This is a genomic window from Pseudomonas anguilliseptica, from assembly GCF_021375795.1.
Lineage (GTDB): Bacteria > Pseudomonadota > Gammaproteobacteria > Pseudomonadales > Pseudomonadaceae > Aquipseudomonas > Aquipseudomonas anguilliseptica_A.
Window position 1 is genome coordinate 1,422,718 of record NZ_JAEIOI010000001.1, and the last position, 18,019, is coordinate 1,440,736.

Here is an 18,019-nt window from a genome sequence, read left to right on the forward strand (position 1 = left end):
GCCGCGTATTAACAGTGAGGATTTATGTTGTGGTCTGCAGTCGCGGCAGATGCGGTGGTGGTCTTTCATCTGCTGTTTATTCTGTTTGCCTTGCTGGGCGGTTTGCTGGTGTGGCGGTGGCGCGTCTTGGTCTGGTTGCATGTGCCGGCGGCCGTGTGGGGTGTGCTGGTGGAGTCGATGCACTGGCCCTGTCCATTGACTCCGCTGGAGCAGAGTTTGCGGCAGGCCGCCGGGCAGGCGGGGTACCGCGGTGGTTTTGTTGAGCACTACCTGCTGCCGATCATCTACCCGGCTGGTTTGACCCAGCAGATTCAGGTGGTCTTAGGGCTGATTGTGCTGCTGCTCAATGGCCTTATCTATGCCGCAATTCTCAGGCAACGCTGGCGGCGGTTGTGAGTGGGGCTTAGGCCGCCTTATTCAGATGGATGATGGTGTGCGGGCAAGATAATTTCCCCAGCTACACTGGCCCCATCAATCACAGCAGCAAAGGCAGCTTTCTATGCAAAATCGCATGATGATCACCGGCGCGGGTTCAGGTTTGGGGCGTGAGATTGCCTTGCGTTGGGCGCGTGAGGGCTGGCAGTTGGCGCTGTCGGATGTCAATGAGCCAGGCTTGGTGGAAACCCTGCAACTGGTGCGTGAGGCGGGTGGTGATGGTTTCACCCAGCGCTGCGATGTGCGCGACTACAGCCAGCTGACGGCGTTTGCGCAGGCCTGTGAAGAGAAGCTGGGTGGCATTGATGTGATCGTCAACAACGCCGGCGTGGCGTCTGGTGGGTTCTTCAGTGAGCTGTCGCTGGAGGACTGGGATTGGCAGATCGCGATCAACCTGATGGGCGTGGTCAAGGGCTGCAAGGCCTTCCTGCCGCTGCTGGAAAAGAGCAAAGGCAAGATCGTCAATATCGCCTCCATGGCGGCTTTGATGCAGGGGCCGGCGATGAGCAACTACAACGTGGCCAAGGCCGGTGTAGTGGCCCTGTCGGAAAGCCTGCTGATCGAATTGAAGCTCCATGAAGTCAGTGTGCATGTGGTGTGCCCATCGTTCTTCCAGACCAACCTGCTGGATTCCTTCCGTGGCCCAACGCCAGCGATGAAGGCGCAGGTCGGCAAGCTGCTGGAAAGCTCACCGATCAGTGCGGCGGATATTGCCGACTACATCTATCAGGAAATTGCCAAGGGCGAGTTTATGATCCTGCCCCACGAGCAGGGCCGCATGGCCTGGGCCGTTAAGCAGAAGAACCCGCAGTTGCTGTACAACGAAATGACCGCCATGGCCGACAAGATGCGTGCTCCACGCAGCAAGTGATGCCAGTGTGAGGGTGATCTTGTTGATCATCCGGTCAGCTTAATCGGTGCTTGGGCTTGCCTGCTGCGGGCTCGGGCGTTAGGGTTTGCGGTCATGTCGGCATGGCCGCGAAACTGATGGTATTTCTGTGAAACCTTTCCCGCGGGCCTTGTTGTTGCTGGCCCTGGTTCTGGCTGCAATCAACTTGCGGCCCGGCATCACCTCCCTGGCACCGCTGATCGAGCGGATTGCCGAAGAACTGGCCTTGAGCCGCAGCCTGATCAGCCTGACGACTGCCTTACCGGTACTGTGCATGGGCCTGCTGGCACCCTTCGCGCCACGCCTGGCTGTGCGTTTTGGGCTCGAGCGCACCATCGCCCTGTGTATGGCATTGATTGCCGCTGCGCTGCTGCTACGTCTGGTCGGACATGCCAGCGCCATTCTGATTGGCAGTGCGGTGTTGCTGGGGGCGGCCATCGCGGTTGCGGGGCCGCTGCTCTCGGGGTTTATCAAACGTCATTTCGCCGGGCGTATGGGCAGCGTGGTGGGTTGGTATTCGCTGAGCATGGCAATTGGCGGCGCTGGCGGCGCGGTGCTGACCGTGCCGGCCACCCAATGGCTAAGTGATGACTGGACCCATGGGCTGGCCGTATGGGCATTGCCTGCGTTGTTGGGCTTGCTGCTCTGGCTGTGCCTGCCCAATCGCGCCGAAGCGGATGCTGACGCTGCGGGTACCGGCCTGCCCTGGGGCAGCCCGCGAGCCTGGCTGATCAGTGCATTCTTTGCTATTCAGGCGGGGCTGTTCTATGCCCTGGCCACCTGGGCGGTGGCGCGGTATCACGAGGCTGGGTTGAGCTTGTTGCACAGTAACAGCTTGTTCAGTGTGTCGATGCTGATGGGCTTGCCCAGTTCATTCCTGCTGCCTTGGTTGGCGCAACGGTTCCACAATCGCTATCTGTTGCTGATGGGATGTGGTCTGTTGTCATCGGTCAGTCTGATCATGATCACCTTCCAGCCGACGGTACTGCCCGAGCTCTGGGCGGTGACCATCGGCTTTGGCCTGGGCGGCTCATTTGCTCTGTCCCTGGTATTGCCGTTGTATGAAGCGGGCTCGCCACTGGCGGTCAGCCGCTGGACGGCGATGATGCTGTGCATGGGTTACAGCCTGGCGTGCCTGACTCCGGTGCTGACCGGTCTGGCCCGCGATCTGGCGGGTAGTTATCAGCTGCCCTTTATGGTGCTCACAGTGCTGGCGTTACTGATGACGCTGCTGGCCTGGCTGATGCGCCATGGCCCGTCGCGCAGTTCTGGCTGAGGCGGGTTTTGCCGCTGATAACGCTTATTTGGCAGCAGTTCCTTCCTTGGCCTCCGGGGCTGTGATAGAAGGCAGCCTTGATTTGCTGGAGTGCCTGCGTGGAGTCGGAATCCATCGTTTATGGTTGCATCCGTGACTGGCCGTCGGATAGCCCGGCGGAAAGCCGTTTGCGCCGTGAGATCAATCGCCAGGTGCTCGATGAGCTGCCGGCGGGCGATGTCTGGAGTTTTCTCGGTAGGGAAATGTTTGCCTGTTGCGAGCAACCGGGTGACGGCCTGTACCAGACTCAGGTGATCCACTTCGGCGCCAGCTATCGCACGGTGGAGTATGAGTGGAGCCTGTGGATCAAGCAGTTCGAGGCGTTGCTCAAACGCCTGTACTGGGCCAGCGCGGTGGTGCATCTGGAAACCGAGCTGAACGGCACCCACACCTTTCGCTGGGAGTCGGATAACGGCTTTCACAGCCCGCAGGAAGGTGAGTTGCGCGTGCGTTGCGCGTGGGAGCGCGAGGGTGGGTTACGCGGTTAAGCGCCTTTAATCGTCCAGCCCTTCAAGTGCATCCAGCCATTCTTTCGGTACATCACGCTTCAACGCCAGCTGGCATTGCTGGCTGTCCGCATCGAACACAATCACTGCCTGGCCTTTGCTCAATGCGTGACGTACCCGTTCGATACGCGTATCCAGCGGGGTTTCGTCGCCGTTATCGGTGCCGTCACGGGTGACGAAGTCTTCGATCAGGCGGGTCAGGGTGTCAGCTTCAAGCAGGTGATAGGGGATCAGCACGGTAGGGTCTCCAAAAGGCAGCGCGATCCTAACGTGCGCCGTCCAGCCTGGCCATGTTTGCCGTGCAGTTACTGGACGGAGGGTTCAGTAGGCAGCAGGTAGGTTTCCAGGGTGCTGTACAGCTTGGCGCTGTCTAGCGGTTTGCCGAGGAAGTCATTCATTCCTGAGTCGACTCCGTGCTGGCGGTGCTCATCGAGGATATGTGCGGTCAGCGCGATGATCGGCACCGCTGGCAGGTTGTTCTGGCGCTCCAGGCGGCGGATCTGCCGGGTGGCTTCGAAGCCATCCATTTCCGGCATTTCACAGTCCATCAGGATCAGTTGCGTGGCGCTCGGGTCGCGCTGGTATTCGTTGAGTGCCGCCAGGCCGTTGGTCACCAGGCGCACGTTGTAGCCGCGCTTTTTCAGAAAGCCTTGGACGACCAGCTGATTTACCGGGTTGTCTTCAGCCACCAGGATGCAGGGCGCACTGCCGGTGTCGGTGTGGGTTTTCGGTAGCGGTTTGATCTCTGCAGCACGCGGTTCTTCATAGAGTTCCAGCAGTGCACTGCGCAGGGCATTGATCGCCAGCGGCTGCGGCAGACCGAGCAAGCGCAGGCCGCCAGAGTTGGGCAATTGCTGACATTGCTCCGGGGCGCAGAGCAGCAGCACGCGTTGACCTGGCTGCAGCAGCGGACGCAGCGAATCCAGCCAGTGCTGGATGCTGCCCGGCCACGGCGCCATCAGTACCAGCAGCGGCGGTGCGGCGAAGTCTTCCAGGTAGCCGTGCAGGGTTTCCGGGTTCTGGCAGCGCTCGGTGCGCATGCCCCAGCGCCCGAGCAGGCGGCTCAAGGCATCCAGTCCCAGGCCGTCGAGTGAGGTGAGCAGCGCGGTGCGGCCCTTGAGCAACTCATGCAGCGGGTCGGTGGGCAGCGGTTCGTCTGCCTGCGGAATATCGAAGGCAAAGCGTGTGCCCTGGCCCGGGGTGCTTTGCACCTCGATACGGCCGCCCATCATCTCCACCAGTTCCTTGCTGATCGCCAGGCCCAGGCCGCTGCCGCCATAGCGGCGGGTGGTGCTGGAGTCGCCCTGGGCGAAGGATTCGAACAACTGGGTCAGGGCCTGGTCGCTGATGCCGATACCGCTGTCGCTGATGGCGAACACCAGGTGCGGATTGCCCTGGGAGTCATTGCGCCGGCAGACATTCAGCGCCACATGACCTTCGGCGGTGAATTTCAGGGCGTTGCTGAGCAGGTTCATCAGCACCTGCTTGAGTCGCGTCGGATCACCCTGGGCGCGACGCGGTACGCCACTTTCCAGGCTGACGTAGAGGCGCAGGCGCTTGTCCAGGGCTTGTCCGGTGAACAGGCTGAGGGTGTCGGAAATCAGCTCCTCCAGATCGAACTCGATATGTTCCAGGCTGAGCTTGCCGGATTCGATACGCGCGTAATCGAGGATGTCGTTGATCACCGCCATCAGCGAGCTGCCGGAGCTGGAAATGGTGTCGACATAGAAGCGCTGGCTGCGATCCAGCGGTGTTTCCTTGAGCAGCTGCAGCATGCCCAGCACGCCATTGAGCGGGGTGCGGATTTCGTGGCTCATCTTGGCCAGGAAGCGGCTCTTGGCCAGGTTCTCGATTTCCGCCTGCTCGGCGGCGCGGCGAGACTGGAAGCCTTCCTCCTTGAGCAGGTTGATGCGATCGGCCAGGCCGATGGACAGGGTGATCAGTTCGATGGTCACACCAATCTTCACCGCCGTAGCACCGAACACGCCCAACACTTCCAAGCCGAGCGAGCCGGTGGTGGCCTGAATAAAGGCGAACAGCAGGATGGCCCAGGCCAGGGTGTAGTAGGAGCCGTAGCGTACGCCGCGGCGCCAGATATACAGGCCGGTGAGCAACAGGGTCAGCGAGACCAGTGAAACCGTGACGCTGGCGAGGATATTCCAGGCGCTGAAGCCGATCAGCGGCACTGACAACAGACAGCCGGCACACACCAGCATCAGCAGGCGCAGGCCAGTATCCAGGCGTGGGAAGTACTGCGGCGCATGCAGGAAATGCCGGCTGAACTGAATCGCCGTCAGGCAGTGCAGGTACATCAGGATGTAGATGCTTACTGACTGGAAGGCCACATGCTCAGGCAGCAGTTTGAACAGCATGCCGTCAAAGCAGGCCGCCAGCACACCGACGTTGAGGTTGTAGGCCAGGTACCAGAAGTAGGCGGATTCGCGCAGTGAAATAAACAGGAACAGGTTGTAGCAGAACATCGCAAACAGCACGCCATAGAACGCGCCGTTGAAGCCCATAAGGTTTTCCTGGGCGGCAGCGCTGGCCTGGTAGGTGCTGAAGAACACCGGCATGAAGATCGTGCTGCTGGTCTTCACCCGAATCAGTAGCGTGCTCTCGCCGGTGGGCAGTTCAAGTGGGAACCAGAAGTTGCGCACCTGCACCAGGCGCTGGGAGAAGGCATAACGGTCGCCGCTTTCCTGCATCTGCCACTGGCCATCGGTATGGCTCAGAAACACCTGCAGGTGATCGAGTAGTGGGTAGTTGATTTCCAGGTAGCCGGCCAGGTTCTGCGCCAGCACGTTGTTCAGGCGGATCTTGAACCACCAGGTGGAGTCATTCTTGCCGAGGTTGGCGTGCGGGCCTTGCACTGGGGTGAAGCGTTCATCCGCCAGGGCCGCGACCTGTTCGATGCTCATGTCACCCTGGGGGTCTTCCAGGTAGGCCATGGCGGGGCCCAGTGACAGGCGCAGATCACTGTTATCCAGCGTTGCAGGCTGCAGCGCCCACGCCGATCCGCACAGCCAGAAGAGCACTACCGCCAGCCAAATCCGAGGCATTCAGCGACCTCAATATTATTTTCTGAGGCCTGATCCGGCCCCGCGTCATGCCATCACTTTGCCCTGATGCGCGCGACCCTTCAAGCGTCCTGATCACGTGGGCGCAACAGGCTGTCAACGCTGGGCACGCGGGTGTCGCTGGCCATCTGTGCATCATGTTCCAGTTGATGGCTGAAACGCTCCAGCGAGCCCTGTGCTGGCTGAGCATCGCTGGCAAATACCGGTGGGCTGAGCAGGTATGCTGTGAGCAGGCGACTGAGGGCGTTGAGGCTGTCGATATGCGTGCGTTCGTAGCCATGGGTGGCATCGCAGCCGAAGGCCAGCAGTGCGGTGCGGATGTCGTGGCCGGCAGTGACGGCCGATTGCGCATCGCTGTGGTAGTAGCGAAACAGGTCGCGGCGTACCGGAATTTCATATTCGCTGGCCAGACGCAGCAGCTGGCGTGATAGGTGATAGTCGTAAGGCCCGCCGGAGTCCTGCATGGCCACGCTGATGGTGTGCTCGCTGGACTGCTGGCCTGGCGCGACCGGTGCGATATCGATGCCAACAAACTCGCTGACATCCCAGGGCAGGGCGGCTGCCGCACCAGAACCGACTTCTTCGGTGATGGTAAACAGCGGGTGGCAGTCGATCTCTGGTTCCAGGCCGCTTTCCTGGATGGCCTTGAGCGCGGTGAGCAGCGCCGCAACGCCGGCCTTGTCATCCAGGTGGCGCGCGCTGATATGACCGCTCTCGGTGAATTCGGGTAGCGGGTCGAAAGCGACGAAGTCGCCCACTGAGATGCCCAGTGATTCGCAGTCAGCGCGGGTGCTGCAGTAAGCATCCAGGCGCAGTTCGACGTGGTCCCAACTGATCGGCAATTGGTCCACGGCGGTATTGAAGGCGTGTCCCGAGGCCATCAGTGGCAGCACGCTACCGCGAATCACGCCCTGGTCGGTAAATACGCTGACGCGGCTGCCCTCGGCAAAACGGCTTGACCAGCAGCCGACGGCGGCCAGGCCCAGGCGACCGTTGTCCTGCAACTCGCGGACGATCGCGCCAATGGTGTCCAGGTGCGCCGAAACCGCGCGGTCCGGGCTGCTCTGTTTGCCTTTGAGGGTGCCACGAATGGTGCCGCGGCGGGTCATCTCGAAGGGGATACCGATTTCCTCCAGGCGTTCGGCGACGTAGCGCACGATGGTGTCGGTAAAACCGGTAGGGCTGGGAATGGCGAGCATTTCTAGCAGTACTTTCTGCAGATAGGCGAGGTCGGGTTCGGGGAGTTTTTGCATACAGGTGCTCCTTGCGAAAAATGTTCTAGAGGCCTGCGATCTCGTGGGGTGGATAACGCTGGGCCACGGATCTGCTGATGCTTCAATCCACCTGGCTAAGCGGGAACAGCAGGTCGATAAAGCGCTCGGCGGTGGGTTGCGGCTGGTGGTTGGCCAGACCGGCGCGTTCGTTGGCTTCGATAAACACGTACTCGGGTTGATCGGCTGCAGGCACCAGCAAGTCGAGGCCGACCACCGGGATATCCAGGGCGCGGGCGGCCTTTACCGCTGCATCGGCCAGTGCTGGGTGAAGGATGTCGGTGACGTCCTCCAGGCTGCCGCCGGTGTGCAGGTTGGCAGTTTTGCGCACGGCCAGGCGCTGGCCGGCCGGCAGCACGCTGTCGTAATCCACTCCGGCGGCATGCAGGGTGCGCAGGGTCTCAGCGTCTTTGGGGATGCGGCTTTCACCTTCGGTGGCGGCTTGTCGGCGGCGGCTCTGCGCGTCGATCAGCTCACCGATGCTGTGCTGACCATCGCCGATCACTTCCGCCGGGCGGCGAATAGCGGCGGCGACCACGGCAAAGCCGATCACCAGAATGCGCAGATCAAAACCAGGGTGAAAGCTTTCCAGCAAGACGCGGCTGTCGAAGGTGCTGGCGCGTTCTATGGCGTCCTGCACATCCAGTGGCGTGCGCAGATCCACCGCCACGCCCTGGCCTTGCTCGCCATCCACTGGCTTGACCACCAGGCTGCCGTGCTCGGCGAGAAACGCGGCGTTGTCCTCAGCGCTGCCGGCCAGACGTTGGGCTGGCAGGTGCAAGCCTGCGCGGGCCAGGGCGCGGTGGGTCAGGCGCTTGTCCTGGCACAGGGTCATGCTCACCGCGCTGGTCAGGTCGCTCAGCGATTCCCGACAGCGGATGCGTCGGCCGCCGTGACTCAAGGTGAACAGTCCGGCGTCGGCGTCGTCGACCTGCACCTCAATGCCGCGTCGCAGCGCTTCATCGACGATGATTCGTGCGTAAGGGTTCATCGGCGTGTGCGGGCCGGGGCCGAGGAACAGGGCTTCGTTGATACCGTTCTTGCGCTTGATGCTGAAGGTCTGCAGCTCGCGAAAGCCCAGTTTGGCGTACAGGCTTTTGGCCTGCTGGTTGTCGTGCAGCACGGACAGATCCAGGTGGCTCAGGCCGCGGCTCATAAAGTGTTCGATCAGGTGGCGTACCAGCACCTCGCCGACCCCAGGCCGGCTGCAGCGCGGGTCGACTGCCAGGCACCACAGGCTGCTGCCATGGTCTGGGTCCTGATAGGCCTTGTGGTGGTTGAGGCCCATCACGCTGCCGATCACCGCGCCGCTGTCCTCATCCTCGGCCAGCCAGTACACCGGTCCGCCGAGGTGGCGCGGGGTGAGTTTGTCGGGCTCGATTGGCAGCATGCCGCGCAGCTGATACAGGGCGTTGATCGCCTGCCAATCCTCGGCATTCTGCGCACGGCGTACGCGGTAACCGCGAAAGCTGCGGCGTGCGGGGCGGTAGTCGGTAAACCACAGGCGCAGCGTATCGGAAGGGTCGAGAAACAGCTGCTGCGGCGCTTGCGCCAGCACCTGGTGCGGCGCGGCTACGTAAAGCGCGATATCGCGCTCGCCGGGTTGCTCAGCCAGCAATTCACTGGCCAGGGCAGCGGCATCCGGATAAGTGTGGCCGATCAGCAGACGGCCCCAGCCGCAATGCACGGCGTGCGGTTGGCTGGGCGGGGCGCTGTGATCCTCAGCCAGGCGCGCGGTCAGGCGCTCGTAGGAGGGCGCCTGACCGCGCAGCAGGCGTTGGTTAAAGGCAGTGGCACGCATTGGAAAGGTCCTTGGCGATGAGCAGGAGGCGGATGCAGCGGTGGCGGGTGTGTGCCCAGCCACCGCAGCGCTCTACAAACCGTGTTCGTTGAGCCAGAGATTGAGCGCCGCCAACTGCCACAGCTTGGAGCCGCGCAAAGGCGTCAGTTGACTGTGCGGGTCACTCAGCAAGCGATCGAGCATGGCCGGGTTGAACAGGCCGCGATCCTGGCTGGGGTCGAGCAGCAGGTCGCGCACCCAGCCCAGAGTGGCGCCTTCCAAGTGCTTGAGGCCGGGCACCGGGAAATACCCTTTGGGCCGGTCGATGACGGCGCTGGGGATCACCTTACGTGCTGCTTCCTTGAGCACATGCTTGCCGCCATCGGGCAGCTTGAAGCGCCCAGGAATACGCGCGGAAAGCTCGGCCAGGCGATAGTCGAGGAACGGCGTGCGCGCCTCCAGGCCCCAGGCCATGGTCATGTTGTCGACCCGTTTGACCGGGTCATCGACCAGCATCACCGTGCTGTCCAGACGCAGCGCCTTGTCCACGGCGGCCACGGCGCCGGGCTGGGCGAAATGCTCACGGACGAAGTCGCCGGCCATGTCGCCAGTCAGCCATGCAGGCTGCACGCAGGCGGCGTACTCGTCGTAATCCCGGTCGAAGAACGCCGCGCGGTACGCGGCGAAGGCATCTTCGGCGGCGTCCACTTGCGGGTACCAGTGGTAGCCGGCGAACAGCTCATCGGCGCCCTGGCCGCTCTGCACCACTTTGCAGTGTTTAGCCACCTCGCGTGACAGCAGGTAGAAGGCGATGCAGTCGTGGCTGACCATCGGCTCGCTCATGGCACGGAAGGCGGCGGGCAGTTGTTCGAGAATCTCGTGTTCGCCAATGCGCAGCTGATGGTGACGGGTGGCAAAGTGCTCGGCGATCAGGTCGGAATACTGGAACTCGTCGCCGCGCTCGCCGCCGGCATCCTGAAAGCCGATGGAGAAGGTCGACAGGTTGTCCACCCCGGCCTCACGCAGCAGCCCGACCAGCATGCTTGAATCGACGCCGCCGGAGAGCAGCACGCCGACATCCACGGCAGCGCGCTGGCGGATCGACACGGCTTCGCGCATGCCGTCGAGAACGCGCTCTTGCCATTCTTCCAGGCCGAAAGCGATTTCCTCGCGCTGCGGGCCGAATGCCAGGTTCCACCAGGTCTGCTGTTCACAGTTGCCTTGGGCGTCGATACGCATCCAGCTGGCCGGTGCCAGTTTCTCCACCCCGGCCAGCAGGGTGCGCGGTGCCGGCACCACAGCGTGGAAGTTCAGGTAGTGGTTGAGGGCGACGGGGTCGAGGGTTTTGCCGATGTCACCGCCAGCCAGCAGTGCAGGCAGGCTGGAGGCAAAGCGCAGGCGTTCGCCGGTACACGACAGGTAAAGCGGCTTGACCCCGAGGCGGTCGCGGGCGATGAACAGCTGCTGGCGGTCACGCTCCCAGATGGCGAAGGCGAACATGCCATTGAGCTTGGGCAGCAGGTCGGTGCCCCAGGCGTGGTAGCCCTTGAGCAGCACTTCAGTGTCGCCATCGGAGAAGAAGCGGTAGCCGAGGGCTTTCAGTTCTTCGCGCAGTTCCGGGTAGTTGTAGATGGCGCCGTTGAACACCATCGTCAGGCCCAGCTCGCTGTCGATCATCGGCTGGCCGGAGGCTTCAGCCAGGTCCATGATCTTCAGGCGGCGGTGGCCGAGGGCGAGTGGGCCCTGGCTGTGAAAGCCGTGGGCATCTGGGCCGCGAGCGGCCATGTGGTGGGTGATTCGCTCGACTGCAGCCAGGTCGGCCGGTCGTTGATCAAAACGTAATTCTCCAGCGATTGCGCACATAATTCCTTACCGGTATTGCCGTTGGGGAGTGGTTCGGGGCTGCCGAACCTTTTACACCAAAACAAAATAATGCTTTCATGTCAAAGTTTTATATCGAATTAAAAGGCGTTTATGGCTGGTAAAAAGGTTTCTACTGAAATATATTTGTCATCTGTCGTGGCCTTTGAGCTACCGCTGTTTCAGGCCTTGCGGCGTTTGCAGCAGGCCGGTGAAGTGCATGCTAAACGCCTCGGCCGCTTTGGTGGGCTGACGCCGATGCAGTTGATGATTTTGCAGGTGCTGGCGGGGGAAACACGGCTGACGGCCAGTGACCTCAGCGGTCGAGTCAGTCTCACGGCGGCGACCCTGTCGGGCATGCTCGACCGTTTGGAGGAAAAGGGCCTGCTGCAACGCCAGCGTGACGATCAGGACCGACGCCGGCAGTGGTTGCTGCTCAGCGAGCCGGGGCGCACGCTGCTGCAACAGGCACCGAGCCTGCTGCCGCCGGAGTTTGTCGAACGCTTTGCCGGATTGCAGGAGTGGGAGCGGCACAGCCTGACCGCCGCGCTGTTACGCGCGGCGCAGCTGTGTGGGGAGATGGAGTAGAACCCCGCACCTGAATCGGTGCGGGGTTGGTCGAGCGACTAACGCTGAGCGCTGAGCTTGGGCTGCTTGTATAGATCCAGCAGTACCTGATCAAGAATCGACGAGGCGCCCCAGGGGCGTGGGTCGTTGAGGATGGCCACCACGGCCCAGCTGTTACCGTTGCTGTCGCGGCTGAAGCCGGCGATGGCGCGCACGTTGTTCAGCGTACCGGTCTTGATTCGCGCTTCGCCTACCAGCGGGGTGCGGTGCAGACGTTTGCGCATGGTGCCGTCCATGGCTACCAATGGCAGCGAGGCCATGAATTCGGCGGCGTAGGGGCTTTTCCAGGCCGCTTGCAGCAGGGTGGCCATTTCCCGTGCGCTGACTCGCTCGGCACGTGACAGCCCTGAGCCGTTTTCCATTACCAGATGCGGCGCAGTGATGCCCTTGCGCGCCAGCCAGCTGCGGATCACCCGTTGCGCGGCCTTGCTGTCGTCCTGGTCGGCGGAGGTGCGGAACTGTGCGCCGAGGCTGAGGAATAGCTGCCGGGCCATGGTGTTGTTACTGTATTTGTTGATGTCGCGGATGATTTCGGTCAGGTCCGGCGAGTAGGCGCGGGCCAGCAGTCGAGCCTTCTCCGGGACCGGGCCGAGGCGGTTCTTGCCCATGATGCTGCCACCCAGTTCCTGCCAGATGGCGCGGACGGCACCGGCAGCGTAGCCAGGGTGATCGAGCAGTGAGAGATAAGTCTGCGAACTGCAGCCTTCGGCCAGCTTGCCGGTGACGATGACCGTGGTGCCGTCGAATTCGGTGACCGGGTTGTAGCGTACATCTGGCCAGCCTGGGCATTTGGCAGCCGGCAGGGCTTTGACGCGGTTGTCGATGCGAATATCGGCAATCGGCGGCTCAGCGGCGATATGCACTTTGCCGCCTTCGGTGCGGGCGATAAAACGCAGCGCCTTGAGGTTGACCAGCAGGGAGTCCGGGGTAACCAGGAATGGCTTGTTAGAGTCGCCGCCATCGTCATTAAAACTCGGTAACTGTGGCTGCACAAAGTGGCTGCGGTCGAGCACCAGGTCGCCCGTCACCTGCAGTACGCCGTTGGCACGCAGGTCGCGCATCATCAGCCAGAGCTTTTCCATGTTCAGCTTGGGGTCGCCGCCACCCTTGAGGTACAGGTTGCCGTTGAGCACGCCATTCTTCAGTTGGCCGTCGGTGAAGAACTCGGTTTTCCACTGGTGGGTCGGGCCGAGCAACTCAAGCGCTGCGTAGGTGGTGACCAGTTTCATGGTGGAGGCGGGGTTAACCGAGATGTCGGCATTGAAGAAATTGCTGCTGCCGGGGCCGTTGAGCGGCACGGTGGCCACCGACAGCGACTGGCTGCTGATCTTGTTGGCTTTCAGCGACTGCTGAACCTTGTTCGACAAACCGCCATTGGCGGCAGCCAGCGGCAGGCATACAGGCAACAGCAGGCTGGCAATGGCCAGGCGACGCAGGGATTTGATCATGGGTGGCAACCCTCCAGATGAGGGACAACAACGATGAGGCGAGGCATGTAATGGGGGCTCGTCGCGGCTTGGGATGATGCCCGCGATTATGCCCCATTCCAGTGTTGGCGGCGTGGTTGCCAATGCTGTTGGCGGTGCTTTCTGCGTTTATCGACTGACCTGTCGTCTTCGAAGCGGGCACGCAAGCCGCGAAACTGCTAGAGTGCCGCGCGTTATCACTCTTGAGGATTGTTCCATGGCTACTAACCGTTCCCGCCGTCTGCGCAAAAAACTCTGCGTGGATGAATTCCAGGAGCTGGGTTTTGAGCTGAACCTGAACTTCAAGGAAGATCTGAGCGATGCTGCCATCGACACCTTCCTGGAAGACTTTCTGCGTGACGCCATGACCGCCAATGGCCTGGGTTATGTCGGCGGCGATGACTTCGGTCTGGTGTGCCTGGGCAAGCGTGGCTCGGTCAGCGAAGAGCAGCGCGCTGCCGTTGAGGCCTGGCTGAAAGGCCGTAACGAGCTGGTGGACTTCACTGCCAGCCCGCTGATCGACGTCTGGTACCCGGACAACGCGATCAATCAGGCTTAAAACCTGTGAACAGGGCATGCCGCGCGCATGCCCTGTTGCTTTTCCCGTTTCAACTCTCTCACCTCAGCCGCCCAGGCCCGCCTTGGCCAGCACGCTCGCTGCATCGACCTGATCAATCTGTTCAGGGCGTAAAAAGCGCTCGGCGTATTGCAGGTAGATCTTCTCTCGCACGAACAGCCCGAACAGCTCTGGATCGATATGCGCGCCTTTGCACATACCGGCCATGATGCCGAGTGATTCGGACAGCAGTTTGCCTTTCTTGTAGGGCCGATCCACGGCGGTCAGCGCTTCGAAGATATCGGCTATCGCCATCATCCTGGCCGGCAGGCTCATGTCTTCACGCTTGAGGCGTTTTGGATAACCCGTGCCGTCCATTTTTTCATGATGACCGCCGGCGATTTCGGCAACGTTGGCCAGGTGCGGCGGGAAGGGCAGGTGGCTGAGCATGCGGATGGTTTGCACCATATGGCCGTTGATGATGAAGCGTTCTTCATTGGTCAGGGTGCCGCGGGTGATTCCCAGGTTGTACAGCTCGCCGCGGTTGTGTTTGTAGGCTGGCACATCGAGTTTGAAGCCCCAGGGGTTGTCGGCGGCAATCAGCTCGCTGTCGGGACGTTCGATCAAGTGTTCGGGCTTGTCGCTGAGCAGGGTTTCCTGCACCGGCAAGGGCTGCGCAGGCATGCGTGACTGGCGCAGGTTCTCCTCCCAGGACACCCCTAGGCGATCATCCAGTGTGCGTGTCCAAGTTCGTGCGGCGATGCTGCGCAGGCGCTCTAGATCGGCTTCGGCCATGACTTCGCCGCCCAGGTTGCAGCGGGCAATAAAGGCAAATTCATCATCCAGTGCGGCGAGCAGTTCGTCGCGTACCTGGGCCAGGCTGGCCGCTTCACCGCCCTGACTCACACCCTGCCAGTAAGCAATCCAGGCATCGCGCTTGAGTACTTCGAAGCGCATACGCACCTCATGGATACGGTCGCAGATGGTTTCCAGCTTGGTGGCCTTGTCCACCACGTATTCGGGCACGGTGACCTTGCCACAGTCATGCAGCCAGGCGGCGATATGCAGGGCTTCCCACTCTTCATCGCTGGGCTGGTAGGTGTCGAATGCCGGGTCTTGGCTGTCGGCCGCAGCGCGGGCCAGCATCAGGGTCAGCTCCGGCACGCGTTGGCAGTGGCCGCCGGTGTAGGGGCTCTTGGCGTCGATAGCGCCGGCGATCAGCTGGATAAAAGAGTCCAGCAGCTTCTTCTGCTGATCGAGCAGGCGCTGGCTCTCGATGCACAGCGCCGCCACGCCAGATACTGCCTCGACATAGGCGATGCGTTCCGGGCGCAGCATGGCCAGTTCAGCTTCATCGCCGGTGTCGCGATGCAGCAACAGTAGAACGCCCAGGGTCTGCCCCTGACGATTGTGCAGGCCGGTGCAGACCAGATGCGCACGTGGGCTGTCGAGGGTATGCAGCAGGCTCTGGAACCCCTGTGCCTGTTCGAAGCCCAACGCCACGATGGCACTGGGGCCGCCCATGACGGTTTGTGCCAGCCAGTTGGGTGTGGCGGGATCGCCTTGGTCAAAGCTGGGGATGCGGTGTTCTTCCAGGTTGTGCTGCTGCTCGTTGATAAACAGGCCATGGGGTTCCAGGCGACCGCTGCTGACATCACGCAGATAGAGCAGGCCACCACTGGCTTCGCTGAGGTCGACGGTTTCCCGCAGGACCCGGCGCAGCAGGGCGTCGAAACGGGTTTCTGCCGACAGGCTGGCGGCAATGTCGAGGAAACTGGAGATCGTTTCCTTCATCCTTCCCATCGACACTGCCAGTTGGTCGATCTCCTTGACGAAGGAGCGGCCGCTGGCCGGGTAGTCGAAGTTGAAACTACGAATGGCCTCGGCTTCCCCGACCAGCATGCGCAGCGGTTTGACCAGGATATTGGAGAGCAGCCAGCCGATCGGGATGCACAGCAGCAGGATGCCCAGAGTCAGCATCGCGCCTTGCCAGCGGATGCGGTAGGCATCGGCCAGCAGTTCGTGCTCCGGTGCCAGCAGGGCCAGGCGCAGCCCCTCGGGGCCACCCTCGTTGAGCTGGGTGTAGGAGATCTGCCAGCGTTGCTGGTTCAGTTGCACGGCGCCTTGGCGATCTTCGCTCAGGCCCAGATCGAGAAAGCTGGCCAGCAGTGGGCTGAGTGTTTTGACCTGGGCCAGCTGCAGGGTTTCTCCAGGGATGACCAGGCGTGCGCTGTCCGGGTAGGCCACGGCGCTGCCGTCCGGGCTGTACAGCACCACTTCAGTGGAGGGTGTCAGGCGATGCTCGGCCAGGGTGGCAGAAAGGTCATCGAGGGTCAGGTCGGCGGCCACCACAGTGCTGTCGGCGCTTTTGCGGGCGATGGTGGTACCGATTTCCCCGGTGGAAAAGAAGGCGTAGGGGGCAGTGGTGAAATGCTCCGCGCTCTGCTGTGCGCCCTGATACCAGGGACGTTGGCGCGGGTCGTAGGTTTCCTTGAGGTTCTGCCGGCGGCTGATGGGCTGCAATTGGGCATCGAAGAACTGGTATTCGGAATCCAGGCGCTGTTCGCTGATGCGGTCAATGCTCCACACCTGATAGGCCGCATCTTTGGGGGCGAAGAAAATCTGTCGCAGTTTCTGGCTGCGTAGCGGGCGCACCATGAAGAAGCCGCCATCGCCATAACCGACGTAGATCGACGCCAGTTTGGGATTGTCGCGCAGGGCCTGGGCGAAGATAGGTAGCATGATCATGCGCTCATGGCGATCACGGCCATTGATCTGCTCGTTACGCGCCAGCAGGTTGATCATGTAGCGGATGGGTTGGTAGGTGTTGCGCAGGTCTGCCTGCACTTCCTTGCGCATCTGGCTGAACAGTTGGTCGCTGCTGCTGAGGATGATATTGCTGGTCTGTTGGTAGTTGAAGAAACCCAGCACCACCCCAGAACCCAGTAGCAGCAAGGTAAACAGCACGCTGATATGGATGTGGAGAGGAAAACGCCGTTCCCTTGACCCTGGCTTCTGTTGCATTGCACCCATCCTTAAGAGCCATAACCCAGCGCCAAGCATAGTGAAGCCTGGGTGGCTTTGCCTGGCTGGGTTAAAGGTTTTTCAGGTGGGCAGGAGGGGCTGCGCAGGGCTTGCGCGCTGCACTTTTACGGTGCATTACGGTGAAGTGCCGGGATTGCTGCTGGAGCGGGTATGTGGCTGGTTTCGCCGTTGCAGCCAGCGCTCAAGGCCATACACCAGCAGTGCCACCAGCAAGGCCAGGGCTACGCCGATCAAACTGTTGAACAGGCGCACCTGCGGCAGTTGCCAGTCATGCGCCAGGCTTTCGGCCAGCAGTACGAAGCACACCGTGGTCTGCAGTACGAACAGCCCGTAATGATTGGCTTGCAGGGCGCGGCTGAGAGCGATCAGCGGCAGCAGGGTGGCGACCATCAGGGCCGGGTTCTGCAGGCTGTGGCCGAGCAGGATCAGCAGCGCTGCCGCGCCCAGGCTGGCGAGGATCGATTGCACGGCGCGCACCAGGCTGCCCTGGAAATCCAGTTGCAGGGTGGTCACCACCGTCAGAGTCAGCCAATAGCCACGGTGCAGTTCGGCCAGGTTGACGATCAGCCCGGAAAGGGCAAACGCCAGGGTGCAGCCCAGTGCATGCAGGCGCCACTTCTGCTGCGGCAGACGTTTGGCATGGCGCCTGAGCACCTTGAAGATGCTGATGAAGCGCGGCATGTACGGCCACATGCGCAGGCCATGCATGCCGCGCAAGCCGAAGGCCAGGAGCATCACCCAGAGACCTCCAAGGATAAACAGCATGGCGATGGCGTAAGGGTTGTTCAGCGAACCCAGGCCTTGTTGGCCCTGACCCAGACACAGGCAGATGGCCAGGCCGATGCCCAGCTTGCCGGCTTCACTGCCAAAGCGTTGTAACCAGGCCAAGAGAAAACCGAACAGGGCGAATATCAGCAGGCTGGAATAAGGGTGGCTGGCGGACCAGAAACCCAGACCAGCGCTGCAGGCTCCCAGGCCGCAGAGCATCAGCATGCGCAGCATGCCCAGGCGATGCAGCGGGTTGGCCTGCGCCGCCTGGAAGGCCCCGGCCGAGGCCCAGAGAAAGCCGGGATGCGCGCTGAACAAGCCGAGCAGCAAGGGTAGGGCGCAACCCAGGCCGGCGACCATGGCCGGGCCCCAGGCGGGAGGCCCGGCATGCCAGCTGAAGGTTTGTCGCAGTACGCTGCTCATG

At 62.0% G+C, this 18,019-nt stretch carries 14 protein-coding genes; 6 read left to right on the forward strand and 8 right to left on the reverse strand.

The genetic code is table 11. The features are described 5' to 3' along the window. Positions 1-24: 24 nt before the first annotated feature. The 4 genes from IOD17_RS06570 (at position 25) to IOD17_RS06585 (ending at position 3,127) form a co-directional block, all read left to right on the forward strand. Positions 25-396 (forward strand): DUF2784 domain-containing protein, encoded by a 372-nt coding sequence (locus tag IOD17_RS06570; protein ID WP_233684261.1) that lies wholly within the window; start codon positions 25-27, stop codon positions 394-396. Positions 397-499: 103 nt separating this feature from the next. Beyond that, a complete protein-coding gene (locus IOD17_RS06575) occupies positions 500-1,306 on the forward strand; it encodes an SDR family oxidoreductase (protein ID WP_233684262.1) in 807 nt (268 codons plus the stop codon). A gap of 127 nt (positions 1,307-1,433) precedes the next feature. After that, complete coding sequence (locus IOD17_RS06580) at positions 1,434-2,600, forward strand: CynX/NimT family MFS transporter (protein WP_233684263.1); 1,167 nt, start codon at positions 1,434-1,436, stop codon at positions 2,598-2,600. A 98-nt stretch (positions 2,601-2,698) separates the two neighbouring features. Next, positions 2,699-3,127 (forward strand): hypothetical protein, encoded by a 429-nt coding sequence (locus tag IOD17_RS06585; RefSeq protein ID WP_233684264.1) that lies wholly within the window; start codon positions 2,699-2,701, stop codon positions 3,125-3,127. A gap of 6 nt (positions 3,128-3,133) precedes the next feature. On the opposite strand, the gene IOD17_RS06590 is transcribed toward IOD17_RS06585, so the two are convergent. The 5 genes from IOD17_RS06590 to IOD17_RS06610 form a co-directional block, all read right to left on the reverse strand. Next, positions 3,134-3,382, reverse strand: a complete 249-nt coding sequence (locus IOD17_RS06590; RefSeq protein WP_233684265.1) for a YheU family protein — start codon at positions 3,380-3,382, stop codon at positions 3,134-3,136. Positions 3,383-3,450: 68 nt separating this feature from the next. Continuing rightward, on the reverse strand, positions 3,451-6,204 hold the full coding sequence (locus IOD17_RS06595) for a hybrid sensor histidine kinase/response regulator (RefSeq protein WP_233684266.1): 2,754 nt from the start codon (positions 6,202-6,204) through the stop codon (positions 3,451-3,453). An 80-nt stretch (positions 6,205-6,284) separates the two neighbouring features. Beyond that, positions 6,285-7,475, reverse strand: a complete 1,191-nt coding sequence (locus IOD17_RS06600) for an osmoprotectant NAGGN system M42 family peptidase (protein WP_233684267.1) — start codon at positions 7,473-7,475, stop codon at positions 6,285-6,287. A gap of 82 nt (positions 7,476-7,557) precedes the next feature. Next, positions 7,558-9,294, reverse strand: a complete 1,737-nt coding sequence (gene ngg / locus IOD17_RS06605; protein ID WP_233684268.1) for an N-acetylglutaminylglutamine synthetase — start codon at positions 9,292-9,294, stop codon at positions 7,558-7,560. Positions 9,295-9,366: 72 nt separating this feature from the next. Continuing rightward, entirely contained in the window at positions 9,367-11,136 is a 1,770-nt protein-coding gene (locus IOD17_RS06610; RefSeq protein ID WP_233684269.1) for an N-acetylglutaminylglutamine amidotransferase, read from the reverse strand. Between the two features lie 111 nt (positions 11,137-11,247). On the opposite strand from IOD17_RS06610, the gene IOD17_RS06615 reads away from it, so the two are divergent. Beyond that, complete coding sequence (locus IOD17_RS06615) at positions 11,248-11,721, forward strand: MarR family winged helix-turn-helix transcriptional regulator (RefSeq protein ID WP_233684270.1); 474 nt, start codon at positions 11,248-11,250, stop codon at positions 11,719-11,721. A gap of 38 nt (positions 11,722-11,759) precedes the next feature. Here IOD17_RS06615 and dacB read toward each other — a convergent pair whose 3' ends face one another. Beyond that, a complete protein-coding gene (gene dacB / locus IOD17_RS06620; protein WP_233684271.1) occupies positions 11,760-13,208 on the reverse strand; it encodes a D-alanyl-D-alanine carboxypeptidase/D-alanyl-D-alanine-endopeptidase in 1,449 nt (482 codons plus the stop codon). 235 nt (positions 13,209-13,443) lie between these two features. On the opposite strand from dacB, the gene IOD17_RS06625 reads away from it, so the two are divergent. Further along, positions 13,444-13,785 (forward strand): YggL family protein, encoded by a 342-nt coding sequence (locus IOD17_RS06625; protein ID WP_233684272.1) that lies wholly within the window; start codon positions 13,444-13,446, stop codon positions 13,783-13,785. Positions 13,786-13,848: 63 nt separating this feature from the next. Here the strand turns inward: IOD17_RS06625 and IOD17_RS06630 are convergent, their stop codons facing one another. Both IOD17_RS06630 and IOD17_RS06635 read right to left on the reverse strand, forming a co-directional pair. After that, the gene (locus IOD17_RS06630) at positions 13,849-16,806 is read right to left on the reverse strand and encodes an HD domain-containing phosphohydrolase (RefSeq protein ID WP_233684273.1); all 2,958 of its coding nucleotides are present in this window, start codon (positions 16,804-16,806) and stop codon (positions 13,849-13,851) included. A 135-nt stretch (positions 16,807-16,941) separates the two neighbouring features. Beyond that, positions 16,942-18,018: an FUSC family protein gene (locus IOD17_RS06635; protein WP_233684274.1), complete on the reverse strand. Its 1,077-nt coding sequence runs from the start codon at positions 18,016-18,018 to the stop codon at positions 16,942-16,944. Position 18,019 lies beyond the last annotated feature (1 nt).

Coding starts and splice junctions, on each gene's coding strand:
- IOD17_RS06570 (WP_233684261.1), top strand. CDS start 25: ATGTTGTGGTCTGCAGTCGCGGCAGATGCGGTGGTGGTCTTTCATCTG.
- IOD17_RS06575 (WP_233684262.1), top strand. CDS start 500: ATGCAAAATCGCATGATGATCACCGGCGCGGGTTCAGGTTTGGGGCGT.
- IOD17_RS06595 (WP_233684266.1), bottom strand. CDS start 6,204: ATGCCTCGGATTTGGCTGGCGGTAGTGCTCTTCTGGCTGTGCGGATCG.
- IOD17_RS06600 (WP_233684267.1), bottom strand. CDS start 7,475: ATGCAAAAACTCCCCGAACCCGACCTCGCCTATCTGCAGAAAGTACTG.
- ngg (WP_233684268.1), bottom strand. CDS start 9,294: ATGCGTGCCACTGCCTTTAACCAACGCCTGCTGCGCGGTCAGGCGCCC.
- IOD17_RS06610 (WP_233684269.1), bottom strand. CDS start 11,136: ATGTGCGCAATCGCTGGAGAATTACGTTTTGATCAACGACCGGCCGAC.
- IOD17_RS06615 (WP_233684270.1), top strand. CDS start 11,248: ATGGCTGGTAAAAAGGTTTCTACTGAAATATATTTGTCATCTGTCGTG.
- dacB (WP_233684271.1), bottom strand. CDS start 13,208: ATGATCAAATCCCTGCGTCGCCTGGCCATTGCCAGCCTGCTGTTGCCT.
- IOD17_RS06625 (WP_233684272.1), top strand. CDS start 13,444: ATGGCTACTAACCGTTCCCGCCGTCTGCGCAAAAAACTCTGCGTGGAT.
- IOD17_RS06630 (WP_233684273.1), bottom strand. CDS start 16,806: ATGCAACAGAAGCCAGGGTCAAGGGAACGGCGTTTTCCTCTCCACATC.
- IOD17_RS06635 (WP_233684274.1), bottom strand. CDS start 18,018: ATGAGCAGCGTACTGCGACAAACCTTCAGCTGGCATGCCGGGCCTCCC.